This is a genomic window from Clostridium intestinale, from assembly GCF_035905475.1.
Taxonomy (GTDB): domain Bacteria; phylum Bacillota; class Clostridia; order Clostridiales; family Clostridiaceae; genus Clostridium_T; species Clostridium_T intestinale.
Genome location: NZ_CP121166.1, coordinates 4,615,552 through 4,637,039 on the forward strand (window position 1 = coordinate 4,615,552; position 21,488 = coordinate 4,637,039).

A 21,488-nucleotide genomic window follows, 5' to 3' on the forward strand; every position below is an offset into this window, starting at 1 on the left:
ATGATGTTAAAAAGAATTTTGTATCTTATACTAAATGTTTTTTGTATTTTGAAATCTCCTTTCATATTTTGAAATTAATTAAACTATGTAAAGGATATAATAATATTAATAAGATTTTATTTGAAAAATTTAAGGAGGATTAAATCATGAAAATGAAAGAAGGATTCCTATGGGGAGGAGCTACGGCTGCAAACCAATTTGAAGGTGGATGGAAAGAAGGCGGTAAAGGGCCAAGTACATCTGATATGATGACCGGGGGAACACATACAACTCCTAGACGTATTACTCCTGTTATTGAAGAAGGAACATATTATCCAAGTCATGAAGCTATAGATTTTTATCATCATTATAAAGAAGATATCAAAATGTTTGGAGAAATGGGTTTTAAAACATTCCGTATGTCCATAAACTGGACAAGAATTTTTCCTAATGGAGATGAACTTGAACCAAATGAAGAGGGATTAAAATTCTATGATAATGTTTTTGATGAATTGTTAAAGCAAGGAATAGAACCTTTAGTAACTATATCTCACTATGAAACTCCTTATGGACTTACTAAAAAGTACAATGGATGGGCTTCAAGAGAAGTAATAGATTGTTATGTTAGATATTGTGATACTATATTTAAAAGATATAAAAATAAGGTTAAATATTGGCTTACATTTAATGAAATAAACATATTAACAATGCCTATGGGAGCTTTTATGGGCGGTGGAATACTTCTTAATGGAGGCGATAATAGCGAATTATCTAATGGAATAAAGGATAATCCTAACGTAAGATTCCAAGCACTTCATCATCAATTTATTGCTAGTGCAAAGGTTGTAAAATTAGCACATGAAATAAATCCTAATTTTAAAGTAGGATGTATGATTGCCTACATGACTCTTTACCCATTTACATGTAATCCAGACGATATACTACTTGCTCAAGAAAAAGATCAGCTTCAAAATATGTTATGTGGAGATGTTCAAGTAAGAGGATATTATCCTGGCTTTGCGAAAAAGTTCTTTAAGGAAAATGGAATTAACATAAAGATGGAAGATGGAGACGATAAAATACTTAAAGAAGGTTGTGTAGATTTTTATTCATTTAGTTATTATATGTCTAACTGTGTAAGTGCTGATCCAGTTAAACAAGAAGAAGCTAAAGGTAACTTAATGGGGGGAATTAAAAATCCATACTTAAAAGCTTCTGATTGGGGATGGCAAATTGATCCTAAGGGATTAAACTGGACTTTAAATCATATTTATGATAGATATCAAATACCAGTTATGGTGGTTGAAAATGGGCTAGGTGCCGTAGACGTTGTGGAAGAAGATGGATCAATAAATGATGATTACAGAATAGAATATTTAAAAGATCATATAATTGAAATGGAAAAGGCTGTGGAAAACGGTGTTGACCTTATGGGCTATACTATGTGGGGATGTATTGACTTAGTAAGTGCATCTACAGGAGAAATGAAAAAGAGATACGGCTTTATCTATGTGGATAAAGACAATGATGGTAATGGAGATTTAGGAAGAAAACCTAAAAAATCTTTCTACTGGTATAAAAAAGTTATAGAAACAAATGGTGAAGAGTTATAAAATAATATTTTAATGTAAGCTGCAAGAATTATTACACAATGATTCTTGCAACTTTTTAGTTTAAATTTAATAATTTTATTAGTATAATAGATTATAAATCAAAATAGGGAAATACTAATTTATATAAAATTGTATTTAAAGAGTAAGATAAGTATCTTATTCTTTTTCTTTGAAATGGAGGACAAATATGTTAAATTCAACGCCGAAAAATGATGGATTTTGGATGCCGGGAGAATTTGAAGAACAAGAAAAATGTTATATGCTTTGGCCTGAAAGAGGAGATATATGGCATCATAATGCTGAAAATGCTCAAAGAACCTTTGCAGAGGTAGCAAATGCCATAGGCAGATTTCAAGAGATAGTTGTTGGTGTATCAAAAGAATATTATGATAAAGCAATAACATTATTGGATAAAAATGTACAGGTAGTAAAGATGTCTCATGACGACTCATGGGCTAGAGATGTTGGACCAACTTTTGTTAAAAATGATAAGGATGAAGTTAGAGGAGTGGACTGGAAGTTTAATGCATGGGGAGGACTTGCTGGAGGACTTTATTCTTCATGGGATAATGATGATAAGGTTGCTAAGGAAATATTAGAGTTTTCTTCAAAAGAAAGATATAGAACTGAAAACTTTATTTTAGAAGGTGGTTCCATACATGTTGATGGAGAAGGAACGCTTCTTACAACAAAGCAATGTCTACTTAATAAAAATAGAAACCCTGATCTAACACAAAGACAGATTGAAAATTACTTAATTGAGTATTTGAATGTAGAAAAGATTATATGGCTTGAAGAGGGTTTATTTAATGATGAAACTGATGGTCATATAGATAATATTTGTTGCTTTGCAAGACCAGGAGAGGTTATACTATCATGGACTGATGATGAAAAGAGTCCAAACTATAAAATTTGTAGAGACGCTTATGAAGTATTAGCTAAGGAAAAAGATGCTAAAGGTAGAAGTTTAGTAGTACATAAATTAATACTTCCACAGCCTATATATTTTACGAATGAAGAAAAAGAAGGGCTTGTGCATTTAGAAGGTACTAGAGAAATAGAATTAGATGACCCACTACCAGCTTCCTATGTTAACTTCTTAATATGTAATAAAGCTATTATAATGCCTGTTTTCAATGATGAAAAGGATGAATTAGCTATTAAAACTTTAGAAAAAATATTCCCAGAAAGAGAGATAGTGCCTGTCTATTCTAGGGAAATTATATTAGGTGGGGGAAATATCCACTGTATAACACAACAACAACCTAAATAAAGGGAGGATAAAGATGAGAAATGTGACAGTTGGAGCTACTCAGATGAAATGTACAGATGTTGTAGCGGATAACATAAGAAATGGAGAAAGATTAGTAAGAGAAGCAGTAAAAAAAGGTGCTAATATTGTACTTTTGCAAGAACTTTTTGAAAATCTATATTTTTGCCAAAAGCAAGTTGAAGATTATTTTAAGCTTGCCAAAACTCTTGAAGATAGTGATGCTGTAAATCACTTTAAAAATTTAGCTAAAGAGCTTCAAGTAGTATTACCTATAAGCTTCTTTGAAAAGAAAAACAACATGTACTATAACTCTTTAGTGGTTATAGATGCAGATGGAGAGATTTTAGGAACTTATAGAAAAACTCATATTCCAGATGGACCAGGATATAATGAAAAGTTCTATTTTTCACCAGGGGATACAGGGTTTAAAGTATTTAAAACAAAATATGGTACTATAGGTATAGGCATATGTTGGGATCAATGGTTCCCAGAAACAGCTCGTAGTTTAGCATTAATGGGAGCAGAACTTATATTTTATCCAACAGCCATAGGTTCGGAACCATCAAAACCAGAATATGACTCTAGGGATCATTGGCAAAGAGTTATGCAAGGTCATTCTGCTGCTAATATAGTTCCAGTTATAGCTTCAAATAGAATTGGAACTGAACATATACAAGATTCACAAATAACTTTTTACGGTTCATCTTTTATAACAAATGAATTTGGAGAAAAAGTTGTGGAAGCTAATAGAGAAGAGGAGACAGTTTTAACTGCAACTTTTGACTTGGATAAAATAGCTGAAGAAAGAAGCTTCTGGGGAATATTTAGGGATAGAAGACCATCTTTATACGGTACAATATCAACTAAGGACGGAAGTCTATAATATTTAGATAAATTATAGTGTATGGATACTAATATCTATACACTATATTCTTTTAGGCAGAATCTTTATTTTCATATTGTTTTAATTAATAAATGACATAAGATTAATAGTAGTAGATAAAAGCTTTTAAAATTCGTTTAATATAACAAAATAATAAAATATAATTGGTTTGCTGTACCATTGTGAATTTAGATGGAACCTATAAAATAATAGGTAAGAGGTGAATTGTGATGAAAAAAATGGATATTTTAAATCGAATGTATGAATCTGTTGCTCTTGCTATAGTTAGAGCAGAGACTATTGAAAGAGCTTGCGAGATAGCTGATGGATGTATAAAAGGCGGAGTTCCAGTTATGGAAATGAGCTTTACGCTAAATAATGCTGGAGATATTATTGAAGGTTTAGTTAAAAAGTATGGGGATGATTTGTGTGTAGGAGCAGGAACAGTTTTAGATCCTGAAACAGCTAGACATGCTATATTAAAAGGAGCCAAGTTTATTATTGCACCAAATTACTGTCCAGAGACAGCAAAGGTATGCAACAGATATCAAATTCCATATGCACCAGGATGCACTTCTCTTACTGAGGCTATTGATGCATTAAGTATGGGGGCATCTTTTGTAAAAGCTTTTCCTATTTCAGATTTTTATGGATCAAAGTTAGTTAAGGTATTTAAAACACCTATTCCGAATATGCCTATTCTAGCTAGTGGAGGAATTACTTTAGACAATCTCCATGTATGGTTAGAAAATGGAGTTGACCTTTGTGGATTTGGTGGGTTATTAACCCAAGGTACATCAGAACAAATTGCAGAAAATGCATCTAAAATTAGAGAGATAATTATGGAATATCGTAATAAGAATAACTAATAAATGAGATTTTAGAATTCCTTCTAACTATTATGTTAGGAGGAATTTTTAGTTTATATAGTTATTCTTTAAACTAGTCTTTTAGAACAAAGATATAGATTTTAACTTTGGTACTTTGAATGAAAATGAGCTCTCCTTTTTGTGGTTGTCGAACATTTATTTATAGAAAACGATTGTATTATAATAAACTCATACAAGAAAGGAGGGCTATTATGAGTATAGCTTTAACAAGAATAGACTTTAGATTAATTCATGGACAGGTAATCACTAGGTGGTTAACTCAGTGTCAAATCAATGAAATCGTTACTATAGATACTGCATTAAGCCATGACGATTTTATGCAAGATGTGTTTAAGATGGCTGCACCAAAAGGAGTAAAGATTAGAATTTTATCAGTTGAGGATGCAGTAAAAGCTCAACAAAATAGTGAGTTTGAAAAAAATAGAGTAATGGTTTTATTTAAAAGTGTACAAGAATTAGATAATGCTATAAGAGCAGGTTTAGATCTAAAGGAAGTGCAAATAGGAGGACTAGGAGGAGGAGCTGGTAGAAAAGCTGTCCATAATGCAGTTACATTAGATCAAAAAGACGCTAATACATTATTAGACCTTGAAAAAATGGGAATCAATATTTATTTTCAGACTACTCCTGATTACCCATCGGAGGCATTACAAAAGGTTATTACAAGACTTTAATTAAAAAAGAGGGGGAAAAATAAATGATTATTAAAGCTGCATTAGTAGGTTTGCTTTATTGGATTTCAATGGGAAGAGCTCAATACTTCTTCTCATATGCATTCCGTAAACCAATTATTTTAGGTGTTTTCATTGGATTAGTTTTTGGAGATGTTCAAACAGGACTTATATATGGTGCTACAATCCAATTAATGTACATGGGTGGTATTGAAGCAGGAGGAAATATTCCAAATGACTTAGGACTAGCTTCTTGTATTGCAATTCCAGCCGCAATTATTAATAACTTAGATCCAGCTGCAGCAATAGCAATTGCTGTTCCATTTGGAGTTTTAGGTGTTTTAATTAACAACCTTCGTCGTACAATTAATTCTTTTTATAATACTAAGGCCGATGCATTTGTAGAAGCAGGGGAGTATGACAAACTATCTACTTTCTCATTTTTATTACCATGGTTAACAAATGGAGTTCTTTATTTTACACCAGTGTTTATTGCTACTCTTTATGGTCCAAGCGTAATACAAGCATTTATTCAAGCAATACCAACTTGGTTTATGAACGGACTTGCAAATGCTGGAGCAATGTTACCAGCACTAGGATTTGCTTTGACATTAGTAGTTATGGGTAAGAAGCAATACATACCATTTTTCGTATTAGGTTTCTTCATACATGCTATTTCAGGATTTTCTATGCTGACAGGAGCAATTATTGCTTTATGTATAGCACTAATAGTTTCTTTATTTAAACAAAATGAGGAAGGAGAATTAATATGAGTCAAGCAGTTGAGAATACAGTAGAACAAAAAACAATAGTTACAAAAATGGATTTATTCAAAGCTTGGTGGAAATGGAATTTAGCAGTTGAAGTTCCTGTAAGTTTTGATAGAATGCAAGCATTAGCTTTTGGGTATTCATTAAATAAGATACTAAGAAAAGTTTATAAAGATGATCCAGAGGAACTTAAGGAAGCTATGAAACGTCATACATCAATGTTTAATACTAACTGTGACTGGGGAAGCCTTATTCATGGAATAGTTATTTCTCTTGAAGAGCAAAGAGCTTTAGGCAATGAAAATATTACTCCAGATATGATCCAATCATTAAAGATAGGTCTTATGGGACCATTAGCAGGAATTGGTGATAGTGTTGACCAAGGAATAGTGGCTACGATTCCACTTGCTATATTTGTTCCTATGGCACTTAATGGCTCGGTTATTGCAGCTTTTATACCAGCACTTATTTATTTAGCATGGTCATATGGATATTCATGGTTTTTAATAAATAAAGGTTATAAGTTAGGAAAAAATGCAGTTCTTGAAATTCTACATTCAGGGAAGATAAAAAAAGTTATTGATATTGCTAGTATAGTTGGTTTATTTATGATTGGGTGTTTATCTTCATCATATGTTTCATTTAAAACCATTTGGACATTTACAAGCAGTTCAGCAGCAGAAGTATCTTTACAAAGTATTTTAGATGGTATGGTTCCAAAATTATTACCATTTACTTTAGTTCTAGGAATGTATTTCTATATTACTAAAAGAGGACCAAGATACTTACGTATAATTGTTTTTACTATGATAATGGCTTTAATTTTAACATTCTTTGGAATTATATAGTTTTAGATACATAAAGCAAATTCATGACTATATATGAATTTGCTTTGTGTTTAAGCATGCATATATGACGTTAAGTTAGAAAGGTAGTGGAAGGTATGAAAGTTTTAATTACTCCTAGAGGGTTTGCCAATTATGGATTAGATAAAGTTAGATATATGGAATATAAGGGGTTAGAGGTTCATTATAATAATACTGGAAAAGCATACACAAAAGAAGAATTTTACAATTTAGCTTCCGATGCAGATGCAATTATTGTTGGGGTAGATATAATTGATAAAGAATTAATTGATAAGTGTCCCAATTTAAAGGTTGTATGTAAATTCGGAGTTGGAACGGATAACATAGATGTAGATTATGCAAAAGAAAAAGGTATTTTCGTTGGAAGAACAGTTGGATCTAATTCTAAGGCTGTTGCAGAACATGTAGTAGCATTAATGTTTGCAGATGCTAAAAATCTCTATAATACAGCTAAAGAAGTTAAAGATCACAAATGGAACAAACCTACAGGACAAGAAATCAGCGGTAAAATATTAGGTATTATTGGATTTGGAATGATTGGAAAGCACATAGCTAACTTTGCGAATGGGTTAGGCATGAAAGTATATGCCTATGATACCTTTGAAATTACAGATGAAACTGCAAAAGAGTTTAATGTGGAAAAGAAATCTTTTGAAGAAATTATTTGTGAAAGTGATTATGTATCTTTGCATGTACCTCTTTTAGAATCTACTAAGAATATGCTTTCTACGGAAGAGTTTAAGAAAATGAAGAGTAATGCTTGTTTAATTAATGCAGCAAGGGGCGGAATTGTTGATGAAGAGGCTTTATATGAAGCTTTAATTAACAAGGAAATCCGTTCAGCTTACTTTGATGTATATAGTACTGAGCCGCCTACAGAAGATGATAAATTACTTGCTTTAGATAATTTCGTCTTAACACCTCATACAGCGGCAAGAACAATAGAATCAGAAAAAAGAACTTGTGAAATGTCGACTGAAATTATACTTCAAAATTTATTAGGTTAGTTGGTGAGAGAATGTATAGTGAAATACAAGATTTTTTAACTAATATTAAAAAAGAGTTTGGTGAGAACCTAGATAACATTGATATAGAAAGTGTAAAAAAAGCTGCTGAAATAATATTAGAAAGCGAGAAGGTTGGCGGGCGTGTCCATGTTACAGGAATAGGTAAACCATCATATGTAGCTGGATATACGGCGTCTTTACTATCTAGTACAGGGACAAGTGCTTACGAATTACATGGTACAGAAGCTGTTCATGGTTCAAGTGGTCAGGTTAAGGCTGGAGATGTTGTTATCGCTATATCTAATAGTGGAGAAACTATGGAGTTAAAGTCAACTATAGAGACTCTAGCTATGAATGGAGCTCGCATTATTAGTTGTACAGGAAACGGTGCATCATGGTTAGCTAAACATTCAGAAGTGTGCTTGGTGGCGCATGTAAATATAGAAGGTGATAGCTTAAACAAACCACCACGTGCATCTATTTTATCGGAGCTATTGATTCTTCAATGTTTAAGCATAGTATTACAAAAAGAAAAAAAGTTAGATTTGGATAAGTACCTAAAATGGCATCCAGGTGGAAGTCTTGGTAAAAGTATAAGAGAAATGGAAAGAGAGTAGGAGTTTTTATGGCAAACTTAAATATTATAATTGGGACCCATGGAAGATTTGGTGAAGAAATCATTAAATCAGCAGAAATGATAGTTGGTAAAATGGAGAATGTTAGAGCTGTGTCACTATTGCCAGAAATGTCTTTTGAAGAATTTATGCAGCAAGTTAAGGGGATATTAGCTGAATTAGAAGGAGAGACAATAGCTTTAGTAGATTTATATGGAGGAACACCATGTAATGTGCTTACTGCTTTAACAAGGTCATATAATCATAATGTTATAACAGGTTTAAACTTACCTATGTTAATAGACCTCTATATTAATACATCAAATGCTGAAGAGATAGACGTGAAACAAGCAGTTGAGAATTGTATAAATAACTTAAGAGAAAGTGGAGTTCATACTAATAGTATGCTTGATTAGTTTCTACATTTTATAGATTAAAATATGTTTAAAATTTAGGAGGAAAGTTATGTTTGAAGGAATTATTACACCAATTGTTACACCATTTAATCGTGACAAAGAACAATCAATTAATTATAAAGCTACTGAGGACTTAATAAACCACTTAATAGAAAAAGGTGTTAATGGAATCTTTATTTTAGGAAGTAATGGTGAGTTTCACGTTATAGATGAAGAAGAGAAAGTTGAATTTGCTAAGAAAGTAATAGAAATAGTTAATCATAGAGTTCCTGTTTTTGTAGGAACTGGTGCATGTTCAACAAAAGAAACTATACGTTTATCTAAAAAAATGGAGGAAGTGGGTGCAGATGCCCTTTCAGTTATAAGTCCATACTTTATAAAACCTAGCGATGAAGAATTATATAATCATTTTAAGGATGTTGCTGATTCTGTAAAAATTCCAATTGTATTATATAACATTCCTAAGTTAACTGGAGGTAATATTTCAAAAGAGGTAGCTGGACGTTTAGCAGAAGTTGATAATATTAAAGCTATTAAAGATAGTAGTGGGGAACTAGAAAATTTAAAAGGATATATTGAAGCTGGTAGGGGCAAAGAGTTCAATGTATTAGTAGGGTCAGATTCTAAGATTTCACAAGGTTATAGTTTAGGAGCTACTGGAGCAATAGCAGGCACTAGCAATGTTATAACAGAAGTTTTAGTGAAGCTTGATAAGGCACTTAAAACAAATGCTGTTGATGAAGCTAAAAAATTACAAGCAGATATTGATGTTTTAAGAGATGTTTTAAAATTAGGAACAGTTCCATCAATAATGAAAAGGTCAGTAGAGCTAGCTAATATATCAGAAGTAGGACCTGCAAGAAAGCCTGTTAGAGAAGTAAATCAAGAAGTTGATGAAAAAATTAAAGAAATGCTAAGTTATTATAAATTATAGACTGTTGATTGATTCAGATTTTAATAGTGGATGTTATATTAAAATCTGAATCAGTTTAACTTACTTAGTTTGTAGGCTGGCATCATGTAGAAGATTAGAGCTAATAATGGATTATGAAAGTTCATAAAAACTAATTACTTCAATTTTATATACATGTGCTAAAATATTAATTAACCAGAATAAGAAAGGCAAAAAATATGATGTTAGTTGATATTTTTAAAGAATTTATTAATGTTGTACAGGAAAATAAAAAATACACTATAGGACTATTAAATGAAGAAGGAATAGTTGTATCTTGTAGTAGAGAAAAGTTTGTAGGAGAATGTTTTAATGTAGATAGTTCTGATATTAATAATGTGTTTTATGCAATAAGAATTAAGCGAGAAAGTTATGGATATATCTGGGTAAGAGGTGAAGATGAGAATCTTAAGATGATAAGTAGCCTTTTACTTGATTCTTTGACAACTCGTTTAATGTATGAGATAAATAATAGTTCTTTGAAGCAAAAGGTTACCAAAGACGACGAATTAATTAAGTTTCTATTAAATGAAGAGCAATTTGATTTAAATAATATTTTAGATTTAATTAATAGACTGGGAATTGATGAAAATAAAACTAGAGCTGCTATTTATATAATTAATCAAAAAGGACACAACCTAGAAGAAATTATGCGTTTGAAATTAAGAGCTGATAGCAAACAAATGATATACTCATTGCTTAATAAGAGGAGTTTACTTCTATTTAAAGACATGCCAAGTGGATTAGATAACACTGAAGCTAAAAGATTCTTTAAAAAGTATATTAGAAGTTTACAAGATTGGGGACTACAAGGCTGCTATTATATAGTAGGATCTGTCCAAGATAAATTGAAGCAGTATAGTGTAAGTTATAAAAATTGTTTATGGCTTGAAAAGAATATAAATTATGAGGTAGATGAACCAATATTTTTTACAGATTACTTATTTGAATATTTTGTTTCGAAAATTCATTTAGATGATGTAAGAAATATTTTTGATTTTTATAATGATAGAGGAAAAGGGATAGACATTGACGAATTTACTAATATTGCAAATAAATTACTTATAAATGATTACAATATTACTCAAACTGCAGATGACTTATTTTTACATAAGAATACTTTAATTTATAAACTTAAGAAGTATGAGCAAATCTTTAATATTGATATTAGGGGAGATTTTAAAGGAAAGTTCTTAATGGTATTAATTGCCAATACATTGAGAGAATATCAAAGACAGAAACAGGTTGGTGAAAAAATATGAGCACAAAAATTAAGCTTGCACGTATTGATAAAAGATTATTGCATGCCACAGTGGCTTTAAATTGGAATCAATTTCTAAATGCTAATTATGTGGTAATAGTGGATCCAAGTTATAGCAATGACCCTTTCATTATTAAAGTAATGAAGCTATGTCTTCCAGAGCCAATGAAAGTTAAAATTTTTTCTACAAAAGAACTGGTAGATTTTATAGAGAAAGATAGCAGTACAAAACGTAACTTAATGGTTATATTTAAGGATTTAGAGGTTGCTAAAGAGGCTGTAGAGGCAGGATTTAAAGTAAATGAAATTCAAATGCCTTATCCAGCAAGTCGTATAGTTATAAAGAAGCTTTCTGACTTTTTTTCTGCTAAAGAGATAAAGTATATACGCTTTATTCAGGAAAAAGGCATTAAACTTTTTTTTCAAACTTCTCCTATGGATAACAAGGAATACTCAGTATTTAGAAAAGAATAAAAATAAGGTTGATGCGTATAGGCACCAACCTTATTTTTTAGGAACATCTTTCTTTTAACTTTTCATCTAAAAGTTCTTTTGCAAGCTTAGGATTTGCTTTACCCTTTGAAGCTTTCATTATTTGTCCCATTAAGAATCCAGCAGCTTGTGGTTTTCCAGAGGAGAAGTCAGCTATGGATTGTGGATTGTTATCCAAAACTTCTATTATTAATTGTTCAAGTTCTGAGCTGTCACTTATTTGAGAAAGTCCTTTAGCTTTTACTATTTCATCTGGAGAAGCACCGGTTTTGAACATTTCTTCAAATACTTCTTTACCAACTGTTGTACTTATAGTTCCAGCTTCAATTATTTTGATAAGATCAAATAGTGCTTTAGGAGCTAAAGATATAGAAGTAATTCCTTCAGAAGAATCTCCATCAACATCTTTTAGAAGTCTTAACATATCTCCAAGTACCCAGTTAGCTACAGATTTAGGGTTAGCACCTAAGGAAACAGTTTCCTCATAGAAAGAAGAAAGAACTTTATCATCAATTATGATTCCAACCTCTTTTTCTGATAGTCCATAGCTTTTAATGAATCTTTCCTTTTTAACTCTTGGCATTTCTGGAAGAGTTGCTTTTATACTTTCTATTTGTTCTTCCTGTATTATTATTGGAACTAGGTCTGGTTCAGGGAAGTATCTGTAATCATGAGCATCTTCTTTACTTCTCATAGGAATAGTTTTTCCTTTTCCATTATCCCATCTTCTAGTTTCTTGTTTTATTTTATATTCTTCGCCATAGGTGTAAAGCTCTCTTTGACGTTTTTCTTCTTTTTCTAATGCTTTTTGAAGTTCTTTAAAAGAGTTGATGTTTTTAATTTCAACTTTAGTGTTTAGAACATCTTCTCCAAATCTTCTTATAGAAATGTTAGCATCACATCTTATTGAACCTTGTTCCATTCTACAGTCTGATACATCAGCATATTGAAGAATGGATCTTAAAGTTCTTAAGAAAGTTACAGCTTCTTCAGGTGAACGCATATCTGGTTCAGATACTATTTCAATAAGCGGAACCCCTACACGGTTATAGTCAATTAGAGAGATGCCGTCATCATCAAGGTGAACTAGTTTACCTGCATCTTCTTCTATATGAATTCTGTTTAATCTAACTGTTTTAGTTTTTCCACCAACTTCAATATCAACATGACCACCGCTGCATATAGGTAAGTCAAATTGAGAAGTTTGGAAAGCTTTTGGAAGGTCAGGGTAGAAGTAGTTTTTTCTATCCATTTTATTTAGTTTATTAATTTTACAGTTTAATGAAGTTCCTGCTTTTATTGCGTAGTTTACCACTTCTTCATTAAGTACAGGAAGGGTTCCAGGTAATCCTAAGCATATAGGGCAAGTATTTTTATTTGGCTCTGCACCAAACTCTGTAGAGCAGGAGCAGAATATTTTAGATTTTGTTTTTAGTTCGGCATGTATTTCAAGACCTATGACTGTTTCAAAACTCATAATATATCCTTCCTTTCTTTATTGTACTGGTGCTAGAGTAGATACTTTTAGTTCTTGCTCTAAAGCATAAGCTGTTTTTAATATTTTTTCTTCACCAAAATGAGGTCCAAGTATTTGAAGTCCTATTGGTAACCCTTCCTTACTTAAAGCACAAGGAATTGAAATTGCAGGAATACCAGCAAGGTTAGCATTAACTGTGTAGATATCAGCAAGATACATTGATAATGGATCTTCAGATTTTTCCCCACATTTAAACGCAACAGTAGGAGTAGTAGGACTTAAGATTACATCATATTCATCAAAAGCTTTCTTAAACTCTTCTTTAATTTTCTTTTTTAATTTGTGAGCTCTATTATAGTAAGCATCATAGTATCCAGAAGATAAAGCGTAAGTCCCAAGCATTATTCTTCTCTTAACTTCCTTACCGAATGCTTCAGTTCTACTTTTAACCATTAAATCATCAATGTTTGAAAATTCTTCAGGTCTGTAACCATATCTTACGCCATCAAATCTAGCTAAGTTAGAACTAGCTTCAGCAGAAGAGCTTATATAGTATGCAGACAGTCCTTCTTCAGTTATAGGAAGAGACATCTCACTAACCTCAGCACCAAGATCCTTTAACACTTGTATAGATTGTTTTATTGAATCACTAATTTCTTCATCAAGACTGCTTTGGAAAAATTCTTTAGGAACTCCTATCTTCATTCCTTTAACACCATCAGCTAAAGTGCTTAAATAATCACTTTTTATTTCACCTTTATAAGAAGTTGAATCAAGAGAATCTTCTCCTTGAATAACTTCTAAAGTTAAAGCTGCATCTGTAACAGATTTAGAGAATGGTCCTATTTGATCTAAAGAAGAACCAAAAGCTATAAGACCAAATCTTGATACTATTCCATAGGTTGGTTTAAAGCCTACAACACCACAAAAAGCAGCTGGTTGTCTTATAGAGCCACCAGTATCTGATCCTAAAGAAATAGGAGATAAACCAGCAGCAACAACAGCGGCAGAACCACCAGATGAACCACCAGGAACTCTAGTTAAATCCCATGGATTTTTTGTTGTCTTAAAGGAAGAGTTTTCTGTAGAAGAACCCATAGCGAATTCATCCATATTAGTTTTACCTATTATTATTGCATCTTCTTTAAGAAGCTTTTTTATAACTGTAGCATCATAGGGAGGAACAAAGTCTCCAAGCATTTTTGATGCACAAGTAGTTAAAGTACCATCAGTACAAATATTATCTTTTATGGCTATAGGAACTCCAGCAAGTCTTCCTACAGGCTCACCAGCTGCAATTTTTTCATCAATTTCCTTAGCTCTTTCTAAAGCTTTCTCTTCACAAAGTGTTATATAAGCTTGAACCTTAGGTTCAACTTCTTTTATTCTATCAAATAGAGCTGTTACTACATCAACAGCAGTAAAGCGTCTAGCTATAATACTTTCTCTAATTTCATTTGCTTGTAATAATTCAATTTGCATTTATATTCACCACCTATTCTATAATCTTTGGAACCATTATCGCAGTATCTCTCATAGATTTTGTATTAGAGAATAACTTCTTCTTATCCTCAAATACCGCCATTTCATCTTTTCTTAGAACTGGTTTTAAATCCTCAGAAAAAATATTCAAATCAATATCACTTAAATCAAATTTGTCTATAGTTTCGAAATGAGTTAAGATGCTTTCAAATTCTCCTGCAAGCTTTTCAGCTTCTTCTTCTGTAAATTTAAGCTTAGCTAGTTTTGAGATATATTCTACATTTTCAACAGTAACTTTCATTTTTACAATCCTCCTATGGTTCTAATCTTTTTAAATCTCTTGGTAGAAGAGTAGCTTCTCTAATATTTTCTAAATCTAATATTTTTAAAGTAAGTCTTTCAAGACCTATAGCAAAACCACCGTGAGGAGGCATTCCATATTTAAAACTATCTAGATAGAAACCAAAATCCTCTGGGTTTAAACCAAACTTTCTAATGTTTGCTGCTAACATATCGTAGTCATGTATTCTTTGACCACCAGTTGTAATTTCTAGACCTTTATATATTAAATCAAAGCTTTTTGTAAGTTCAGGTCTTTCACTATCAGGCATTGCATACATAGGTCTCTTTGATACTGGGTATTCAGTAAGGAAAACAAAATCACAATCGTAAGTTTCTTTTATATATTTTGAAAGAATAACTTCTCCTTCAGCATCTATATTTCCTACTGGGGATTTCTTGTTATATTTCTCTAATAAGATCTCTTGAGCTTTAGCTAATGGCATTCTAGGAATTTCTAGCTTATCAGGAAGCTCAATTCCATACATTTGAAGTTCTTTTGGACATTTTTCTTTAAGGGTTTTAAATAAGTAGTTTAAGAAACCTTCTTCTAAGTCCATAACTTCATATTCATCTTCTATAAAGCCCATTTCAACATCTAAGCTCACGTATTCGCTTAAATGTCTCCAAGTTCCGTGAAGTTCAGCTCTATATGCATGACCTACTTCAAAAACTCTTTCAAATCCAGCTCCAACCATCATTTGCTTGTAAAACTGTGGACTTTGTGATAAAAATGCACGTTTGTTAAAGTAGTTAACAGTGAACATTTCAGATCCACCCTCAGTACTAGATGAGATTATCTTAGGTGTATGAATTTCAGAAAATCTTAAGTCCTTTAAGTAAGTTCTAAAAGCATCACCAATTTCTTCTTGAATTTTAAATACAGCTCTTGTTTTAGGTGATCTTAAACTTAAACTTCTGTAATCCAATTGTTTCTCTAATGAAGCCTTTTGTTTGTAGCTGTTTACTTCAAAAGGTAATTTATCATAAAATGCTTTTCCAATTACAGTGATTCCTTTAGATATAAGTTCTACACCACCAGGTGCCTTTTCATTTTCAACTTTATCCCCAATTGCCTCAACACTCATTTCAAGTCTTAAATCCTTAATTTCATCTTTATCAACAACTAGTTGAATTATTCCAGTTTTATCTCTTAAATGAAGAAATGTTATCTTACCAAGGTCGTGAATTTTATGAACCCACCCTTTAACTAAGACACTTTCTTCAGTTGTTTCTTTTACATCACATACATAAGTTCTTTTCATTTTCTAATAGCCTCCTATAATTTTTAATCCTTATTGCTTAGTTTAGTTATATAAACAAAAAAACCGCCTCTATACCATAAACTGGTATAGGGACGGTTAAAATTCCGCGGTGCCACCCTAGTTAGCATAGTAAATTTAGAAGCCGTAAGAATAAAAAAAACCGTCCTTATACTTACGTATAGGAACGGATTATCCGCGGTACCACCCTAAATTAGCTAATGCTCACTCATATTGATACAAAAACTCTAACTTGTTTTTATATCTAGTCATTTTAACGGTTGACTACCGGCTAAGTCTACTCTTTACATTTCGGTTAGCATCTCAAAGGTGTTCTTCGATACATACATCATACTGGGCTTTCACCAACCCCAAGCTCGCTAAGAATCAAGTTATGTATTTACTCTCCTCGTCATAGATTAAGAGTTAAATATTGTTTTCCTTATTATATTATTATATAAATAAAAAATCAATAGTATTTTTAAAAAAAGTTTAATATCTTATTTTGAAAATAATTAAATAGGGTTTATGTTATAATAATTAAAAGCAATTTACTAAGGTTTTTAGCAAGGAGTGTAGCAAATGAATGGAGTAAAACTAGCAATATTTGATATGGATGGGCTGATGTTTGATACAGAAATGCTTACCAAAAGAGCATGGATGGAAATAGGGGAAACTTATAATTATGATATAACTTTAGATTTTTTACTTGGACTTTTAGGAATGAATAAAATTTCAATATCGAATAGATTTAAAAGTATACACGGAGAAGACTTTCCATTTGATAAACTATATGTAGAACAAGGAAATGTTGTTAATAGGATAATAGAAGAAGAAGGTCTTGGAGTAAAAGAGGGACTTATAGAACTTCTTGATTTTCTAGATGAAAAAGGTATAAAGAAAGCTGTAGCAACATCTAGCAGTAGAGAAAGAGCGGAAAGATTGTTATCTATAGCTGGTATATTAGATAGATTTGATAGAGTAATATGTGGAGATGAAGTAACTAAAGGAAAACCAGATCCAGAAATATTTTTAACTGTATGCAAGAAGTTAGATGTTGAACCTAAGGAAGCTATTGTTTTCGAAGATTCGGAAAGAGGATTAGAAGCAGCAGTTGCTGGAGGTATAAAGTGTGTAATAATACCAGATTTGGTTGAGCCTTCTGAAAAACATGTAGGGTTAGCTTATGCTAAGCTTAAGAACTTATTAGAAGTTATTAATTTAAAATAACTTCTAATAAACCTCTATAAATTAGCAGTTTATAGAGGTTTTTTATAAACATATTCCAAATTAAGTATATAAAGTGCATAAAGTACATGCAATCTTTTACGAATATATGATATGTATAGTATAATATATAATATTGTATATTTTAATATGTGGAGGCCAATAATGCTTAAAAATTGTATGGAAGATATGGTTAATGATATGTTACCAGATTTATTAGAGAAATATGAAGGAATATGTACTTGTGAAAAGTGTATTCAAGATATAAAAGCAATAGCTTTAAATAATCTACAACCTTTGTATGGAGTAACTGAAAAAGGAATATTATATATAAAAGCGAATCAATTAGGAACTCAATTTAAAATAGATATTGCAAATCAACTAATAAAAGCCATAGATAAAGTATCTTTAAACATAAAGCACGTATAGAAAAACTGAAGATAGTTTTGGAGGAAGCATATTATGTACATAAATAAAACATCTTTTAAAGTAAGATATGTGGAAACAGATAAAATGGGGATTGTTCACCACTCTAACTATTATCCTTGGTTTGAGATAGGTAGAGGAGAATTTATAAAAGAAACAGACATATCATATAAGGATATGGAAGAGCAAGGAATTCTTATGCCTTTAGCTGAAAGTTATTGTAAATACATAATTCCTGCAAAATATGAGGATCTTGTTACAATAGAAACGTGGATAGAAACCCTGAGTCCAGTAAAAATTATTTTTAACTACAAAGTTATAAGAGAAGAGGATGGAGTACTTTTAGCAAAAGGGCGTACTACTCATGCTTTTGTTAATAGTGATTTTAAGATAATAAATATTAAAAAGTTAAACAACTCAATTTGGTATAAAATAAATGAATTAAAATAAATATAGTGGCCGTAACTATTATTGAATTAGTAGTTACGGTCATATTTATTTTAATGTTAAAATTTTATAACATTTATTCAGCTTTGTCATAAAATGACGAAATTTGAAATAGAGGTATATGTAAAAATAAAAGAATTAGGGGGAAGTAAAATGAAAAATTTAAACTTAGGAAGTAAAATATCAATATTTCTAGGTGGGATAATTACAATAGTTTTTGTTGCAATATTCTCATTAGTTCTTAAAAATGTATATACAACCAGTATTACGAATGCAGAAATTCTCGCTAAAGAAACTTCAAAATCATATGCTAAAGAGTTTGAAAATAGGCTTTATAATTTAAAAAATATTGCAGAAGTAGTAGATAATGCAGTGGAAAATCAGATGAAGGCAGATATTAAGGATAGAAATTTAGTAATTAATATGCAGAAAGATATATTAGCTAAATATCCAGAAATATATGGTATTACAGTTGCATTTGAGCCTAATGCTTATGATGGAAGAGATTTTTCTTATAAAAATACTGATGAATACGGGGAAGATGGTTTATTTATACCTTATGTAACAAGAGATGGAGATAAATATCATGTTGAGGCTGCATATAGTTCTGAAACTGACATGACTTGGTATAATGAGCCTAAAAAAAGTAAAAATATATTTGTTACTGAACCTACAGTATACCAGGTAAATGGTTCTCCAATATCAATGGCATCATTAGTGTTACCTATTTTAAATAGTGAAAATAATTTTATCGGTGTTATTTCAATAGATTACAAATTAGACACTTTTCAATCAATAGTTGAGAATGTTGAACTTATTGGGGGATCAGCTTCATTAATATCTAAAAATGGAATATTTATAGCAGATGGATATAATAAAGAAAATTTAATGAGAAATGCAGCTGATATTGATACATCGTGGAAGGATACAATAGATAAAACCTCAAAAGGAGAAGAATTTAATAATTACGTAATGTCATCGGAAATGGGTGAAAATATCTTAAGAGTAACTCATAAAATTAATCTTGAGGGAACTGACACTAACTGGGCGTTTGTAAGCAATATTCCTAAAGTAAATATCCTTGAAGGCTTTTATTCACAATTAAAAGCTGTAGTTATTATAGCAATTAGTTCGTTAATAATAATAATACTTTTAATATTATTAATTGTAAGGGGATCAATAAAAGAGTTAAAGAAAGTTGAAAAACAATTAGAGAATATAGCAAATGGAGATTTAAGTAAAGTATTAGATTTAGATAAGGCCTCTTCAAATAATGAGATTGCCAGAATGCTTAAATCTACAGCTAAAATGCAGGAATCATTAAAAAATATAATAAAGGGAGTAAAAGATGAATCTAATACAGTATCTAGGTCTATAAATAATGTTGAAGATAATATTAAGGAGCTCAATATACAGGTGGTGGATGTATCAGCTACAACCGAAGAGTTATCAGCTAGTATGGAGGAGACTTCAGCAAGTTCAGAAGAAATGACTGCATCAACTTCAGACATAGAACAAGAAGTAGAAAATATGTCTGAAAAAATACAAGAAGGTCTAAAATCTTCTAAAGAGATATATTCACGTGCTGAGAATTTAAAAGTTTCGGCTATTGAAGCACAAAAAAATGCAAATGATATTAAAGTTGATATTGATAAGAAATTAAAAATTGCACTAGAAAAATCAAAATCAGCAGAACAAATTAAAAACTTAACAGAGGGGATATTGCAAATTACTTCTCAAACAAATCTTTTAGCACTAAATGCTGCTATAGAAGCAGCTAGAGCAGGAGAGGTAGGTAGGGGTTTTGCTGTAGTAGCAGAAGAAATTAGAAAGCTAGCAGAATCATCTAAAGAAACAGTAATAGAAATACAAGAAATTACAAGAGTTGTATTAGAGGCTATTATTAGCTTAAGAGAAGGCGCTAATGAAGCATTGGAGTTCATAGATTTACAAGTGCTTCCAGACTACTCAAAGCAGGTTGATACTGGAGAACAATATAGTGAAGATGCAAATAGAATCGAAAATATAATTACTGATTTTAGTAATAATTCTAAGGAGCTATTAAAAGCAACTAAAAATATAGTTTCAGCTATAAATGAGGTGGCATTAGCAGCTAATGAAGGTGCTGTTGGTTCAACTAATATAGCAGATAAAACTAGTAATATAGCAAATTTAACAGAAAAGGTACTAAACGAATCAGAGGAATCAAAATTAAGTTCTCAAAAATTACTGGATATGATTTCTATATTTAAGCTATAATATTTCTATATATATTAGAATTTTAGAGGTGTTTTAAATGAATATAGAAAATGCAATTTATAGAAGAAAATCAATAAGAAAGTACAAAAACAGTAGTATTTCACAAGAAGACTTTGATTTTATCAATAAACTAATAAAAGAGGTTCCAAGATTATACCCAAAGATAGAAATGAATATTGAACTTATTAAAGATGGTAAAAAGATTCAAGATATAAGTAAGGGTATAGTAGGAAGCTATGGGAAAATAGAAGCTCCACATTATCTAGTAATTACCTCAGAGGAGAAGAATGGATACCTAGAAAATATAGGATATACACTTGAGGAAATAGTTTTAGAACTAGCTGATAAGGGGATAGGAACTTGTTGGATAGGTGGATTTATAAAGAAAAACCTATTAAAAGATGTAATGACTATAAAAGAAAATCAAAAGCCTGTAATAGTAATTTCTTTTGGTTATCCTGAAAATGAACAGGAATTAGATGTTAAAGAGTCAAACTCTTTTAAAAGAAAAAAACTTGAGGAAGTTATATATGAACCTTTTGAAGATAAATGGGTGAAAATATTTGATAAAGTTAGAGTAGCTCCATCGGCAGTTAATCTTCAACCTTGGGTATTTACTATGGAAGGTGATACTAAAATAGAGGCTTTTGCTAAAACTGGTAATTTAATCACTAAAAAACTTATGCATTTTAGCGACTTAGATGTGGGAATAGCAATAAAACATTTGGAGCTAGCATGTAAAGAGGAAAATATAAAAACTATTTATACAAAAACTTCACATGATTTAAAGGGGTTAAAGTATATTTTAACAATAGAATTAGAAAATATTTAATGAAAATAAGAGCAGAGAGATCTGTTCTTATTTTTTTCAAGGAATTTAAT

Annotated in this window: 22 protein-coding genes and 1 other annotated feature; of the genes, 18 read left to right on the plus strand and 4 right to left on the minus strand. The window is 31.0% G+C overall.

Features of this window, described 5'->3' with window-relative positions; all coding sequences use genetic code 11:
- Positions 1–146 precede the first annotated feature (146 nt).
- The 13 genes from P8F83_RS23175 (at position 147) to P8F83_RS23235 (ending at position 11,669) form a co-directional block, all read left to right on the plus strand.
- Positions 147–1,592 carry a glycoside hydrolase family 1 protein gene (locus P8F83_RS23175; protein ID WP_326512882.1) on the plus strand — a complete coding sequence of 482 codons (1,446 nt, stop codon included), beginning with the start codon at positions 147–149 and terminating at the stop codon, positions 1,590–1,592.
- Between the two features lie 187 nt (positions 1,593–1,779).
- Positions 1,780–2,865 (plus strand): agmatine deiminase, encoded by a 1,086-nt coding sequence (aguA, locus tag P8F83_RS23180; protein ID WP_326512883.1) that lies wholly within the window; start codon positions 1,780–1,782, stop codon positions 2,863–2,865.
- A 13-nt stretch (positions 2,866–2,878) separates the two neighbouring features.
- Positions 2,879–3,748, plus strand: coding sequence for an N-carbamoylputrescine amidase (aguB, locus tag P8F83_RS23185; protein WP_073022264.1), 870 nt, complete (start codon positions 2,879–2,881; stop codon positions 3,746–3,748).
- Between the two features lie 230 nt (positions 3,749–3,978).
- Entirely contained in the window at positions 3,979–4,617 is a 639-nt protein-coding gene (locus P8F83_RS23190) for a beta/alpha barrel domain-containing protein (RefSeq protein ID WP_326512884.1), read from the plus strand.
- A gap of 212 nt (positions 4,618–4,829) precedes the next feature.
- Positions 4,830–5,312, plus strand: coding sequence for a PTS sugar transporter subunit IIB (locus P8F83_RS23195; RefSeq protein WP_073022266.1), 483 nt, complete (start codon positions 4,830–4,832; stop codon positions 5,310–5,312).
- 23 nt (positions 5,313–5,335) lie between these two features.
- Positions 5,336–6,082, plus strand: coding sequence for a PTS mannose/fructose/sorbose/N-acetylgalactosamine transporter subunit IIC (locus P8F83_RS23200; protein ID WP_073022267.1), 747 nt, complete (start codon positions 5,336–5,338; stop codon positions 6,080–6,082).
- Positions 6,079–6,927 carry a PTS system mannose/fructose/sorbose family transporter subunit IID gene (locus P8F83_RS23205; protein ID WP_238902791.1) on the plus strand — a complete coding sequence of 283 codons (849 nt, stop codon included), beginning with the start codon at positions 6,079–6,081 and terminating at the stop codon, positions 6,925–6,927. The genes P8F83_RS23200 and P8F83_RS23205 overlap by 4 nt, the downstream gene beginning before the upstream one ends.
- Before the next feature lie 95 nt (positions 6,928–7,022).
- Positions 7,023–7,952, plus strand: coding sequence for a phosphoglycerate dehydrogenase (locus tag P8F83_RS23210; RefSeq protein WP_326512885.1), 930 nt, complete (start codon positions 7,023–7,025; stop codon positions 7,950–7,952).
- Positions 7,953–7,963: 11 nt separating this feature from the next.
- The gene (locus P8F83_RS23215) at positions 7,964–8,569 is read left to right on the plus strand and encodes an SIS domain-containing protein (protein WP_326512886.1); all 606 of its coding nucleotides are present in this window, start codon (positions 7,964–7,966) and stop codon (positions 8,567–8,569) included.
- 8 nt (positions 8,570–8,577) lie between these two features.
- Positions 8,578–8,982, plus strand: coding sequence for a PTS sugar transporter subunit IIA (locus P8F83_RS23220; RefSeq protein WP_326512887.1), 405 nt, complete (start codon positions 8,578–8,580; stop codon positions 8,980–8,982).
- 49 nt (positions 8,983–9,031) lie between these two features.
- Entirely contained in the window at positions 9,032–9,916 is an 885-nt protein-coding gene (dapA, locus tag P8F83_RS23225) for a 4-hydroxy-tetrahydrodipicolinate synthase (protein WP_326512888.1), read from the plus strand.
- Between the two features lie 197 nt (positions 9,917–10,113).
- On the plus strand, positions 10,114–11,196 hold the full coding sequence (locus tag P8F83_RS23230) for a PucR family transcriptional regulator (RefSeq protein ID WP_326512889.1): 1,083 nt from the start codon (positions 10,114–10,116) through the stop codon (positions 11,194–11,196).
- Positions 11,193–11,669, plus strand: a complete 477-nt coding sequence (locus P8F83_RS23235; RefSeq protein WP_326512890.1) for a PTS sugar transporter subunit IIB — start codon at positions 11,193–11,195, stop codon at positions 11,667–11,669. The genes P8F83_RS23230 and P8F83_RS23235 overlap by 4 nt, the downstream gene beginning before the upstream one ends.
- 37 nt (positions 11,670–11,706) lie before the next feature.
- Here P8F83_RS23235 and gatB read toward each other — a convergent pair whose 3' ends face one another.
- Genes gatB through aspS form a run of 4 tightly spaced genes read right to left on the minus strand, consistent with a single transcriptional unit; the run spans position 11,707 to position 16,250 of the window.
- Entirely contained in the window at positions 11,707–13,164 is a 1,458-nt protein-coding gene (gene gatB / locus P8F83_RS23240) for an Asp-tRNA(Asn)/Glu-tRNA(Gln) amidotransferase subunit GatB (protein WP_326512891.1), read from the minus strand.
- Positions 13,165–13,182: 18 nt separating this feature from the next.
- Positions 13,183–14,646: an Asp-tRNA(Asn)/Glu-tRNA(Gln) amidotransferase subunit GatA gene (gene gatA, locus P8F83_RS23245; protein WP_326512892.1), complete on the minus strand. Its 1,464-nt coding sequence runs from the start codon at positions 14,644–14,646 to the stop codon at positions 13,183–13,185.
- Positions 14,647–14,659: 13 nt separating this feature from the next.
- Positions 14,660–14,947, minus strand: a complete 288-nt coding sequence (gene gatC / locus P8F83_RS23250; RefSeq protein WP_021803238.1) for an Asp-tRNA(Asn)/Glu-tRNA(Gln) amidotransferase subunit GatC — start codon at positions 14,945–14,947, stop codon at positions 14,660–14,662.
- 13 nt (positions 14,948–14,960) lie between these two features.
- Positions 14,961–16,250, minus strand: coding sequence for an aspartate--tRNA(Asn) ligase (gene aspS / locus P8F83_RS23255; RefSeq protein WP_326512893.1), 1,290 nt, complete (start codon positions 16,248–16,250; stop codon positions 14,961–14,963).
- Positions 16,251–16,427: 177 nt separating this feature from the next.
- Positions 16,428–16,672: a binding site (T-box leader), on the minus strand.
- A gap of 157 nt (positions 16,673–16,829) precedes the next feature.
- Between aspS and P8F83_RS23260 the strand changes: the two genes are divergently transcribed.
- The 5 genes from P8F83_RS23260 to P8F83_RS23280 all read left to right on the plus strand — a co-directional run bounded on the left by P8F83_RS23260 (position 16,830) and on the right by P8F83_RS23280 (position 21,438).
- Positions 16,830–17,477, plus strand: a complete 648-nt coding sequence (locus tag P8F83_RS23260) for an HAD family hydrolase (protein WP_326512894.1) — start codon at positions 16,830–16,832, stop codon at positions 17,475–17,477.
- 162 nt (positions 17,478–17,639) lie between these two features.
- Positions 17,640–17,903 carry a late competence development ComFB family protein gene (locus P8F83_RS23265; RefSeq protein ID WP_073022278.1) on the plus strand — a complete coding sequence of 88 codons (264 nt, stop codon included), beginning with the start codon at positions 17,640–17,642 and terminating at the stop codon, positions 17,901–17,903.
- A gap of 33 nt (positions 17,904–17,936) precedes the next feature.
- Positions 17,937–18,350, plus strand: coding sequence for an acyl-CoA thioesterase (locus P8F83_RS23270; RefSeq protein WP_326512895.1), 414 nt, complete (start codon positions 17,937–17,939; stop codon positions 18,348–18,350).
- A gap of 150 nt (positions 18,351–18,500) precedes the next feature.
- Entirely contained in the window at positions 18,501–20,606 is a 2,106-nt protein-coding gene (locus tag P8F83_RS23275; RefSeq protein WP_326512896.1) for a methyl-accepting chemotaxis protein, read from the plus strand.
- Positions 20,607–20,643: 37 nt separating this feature from the next.
- Positions 20,644–21,438: a nitroreductase family protein gene (locus tag P8F83_RS23280; RefSeq protein WP_326512897.1), complete on the plus strand. Its 795-nt coding sequence runs from the start codon at positions 20,644–20,646 to the stop codon at positions 21,436–21,438.
- The last annotated feature ends 50 nt before the right edge of the window (positions 21,439–21,488 follow it).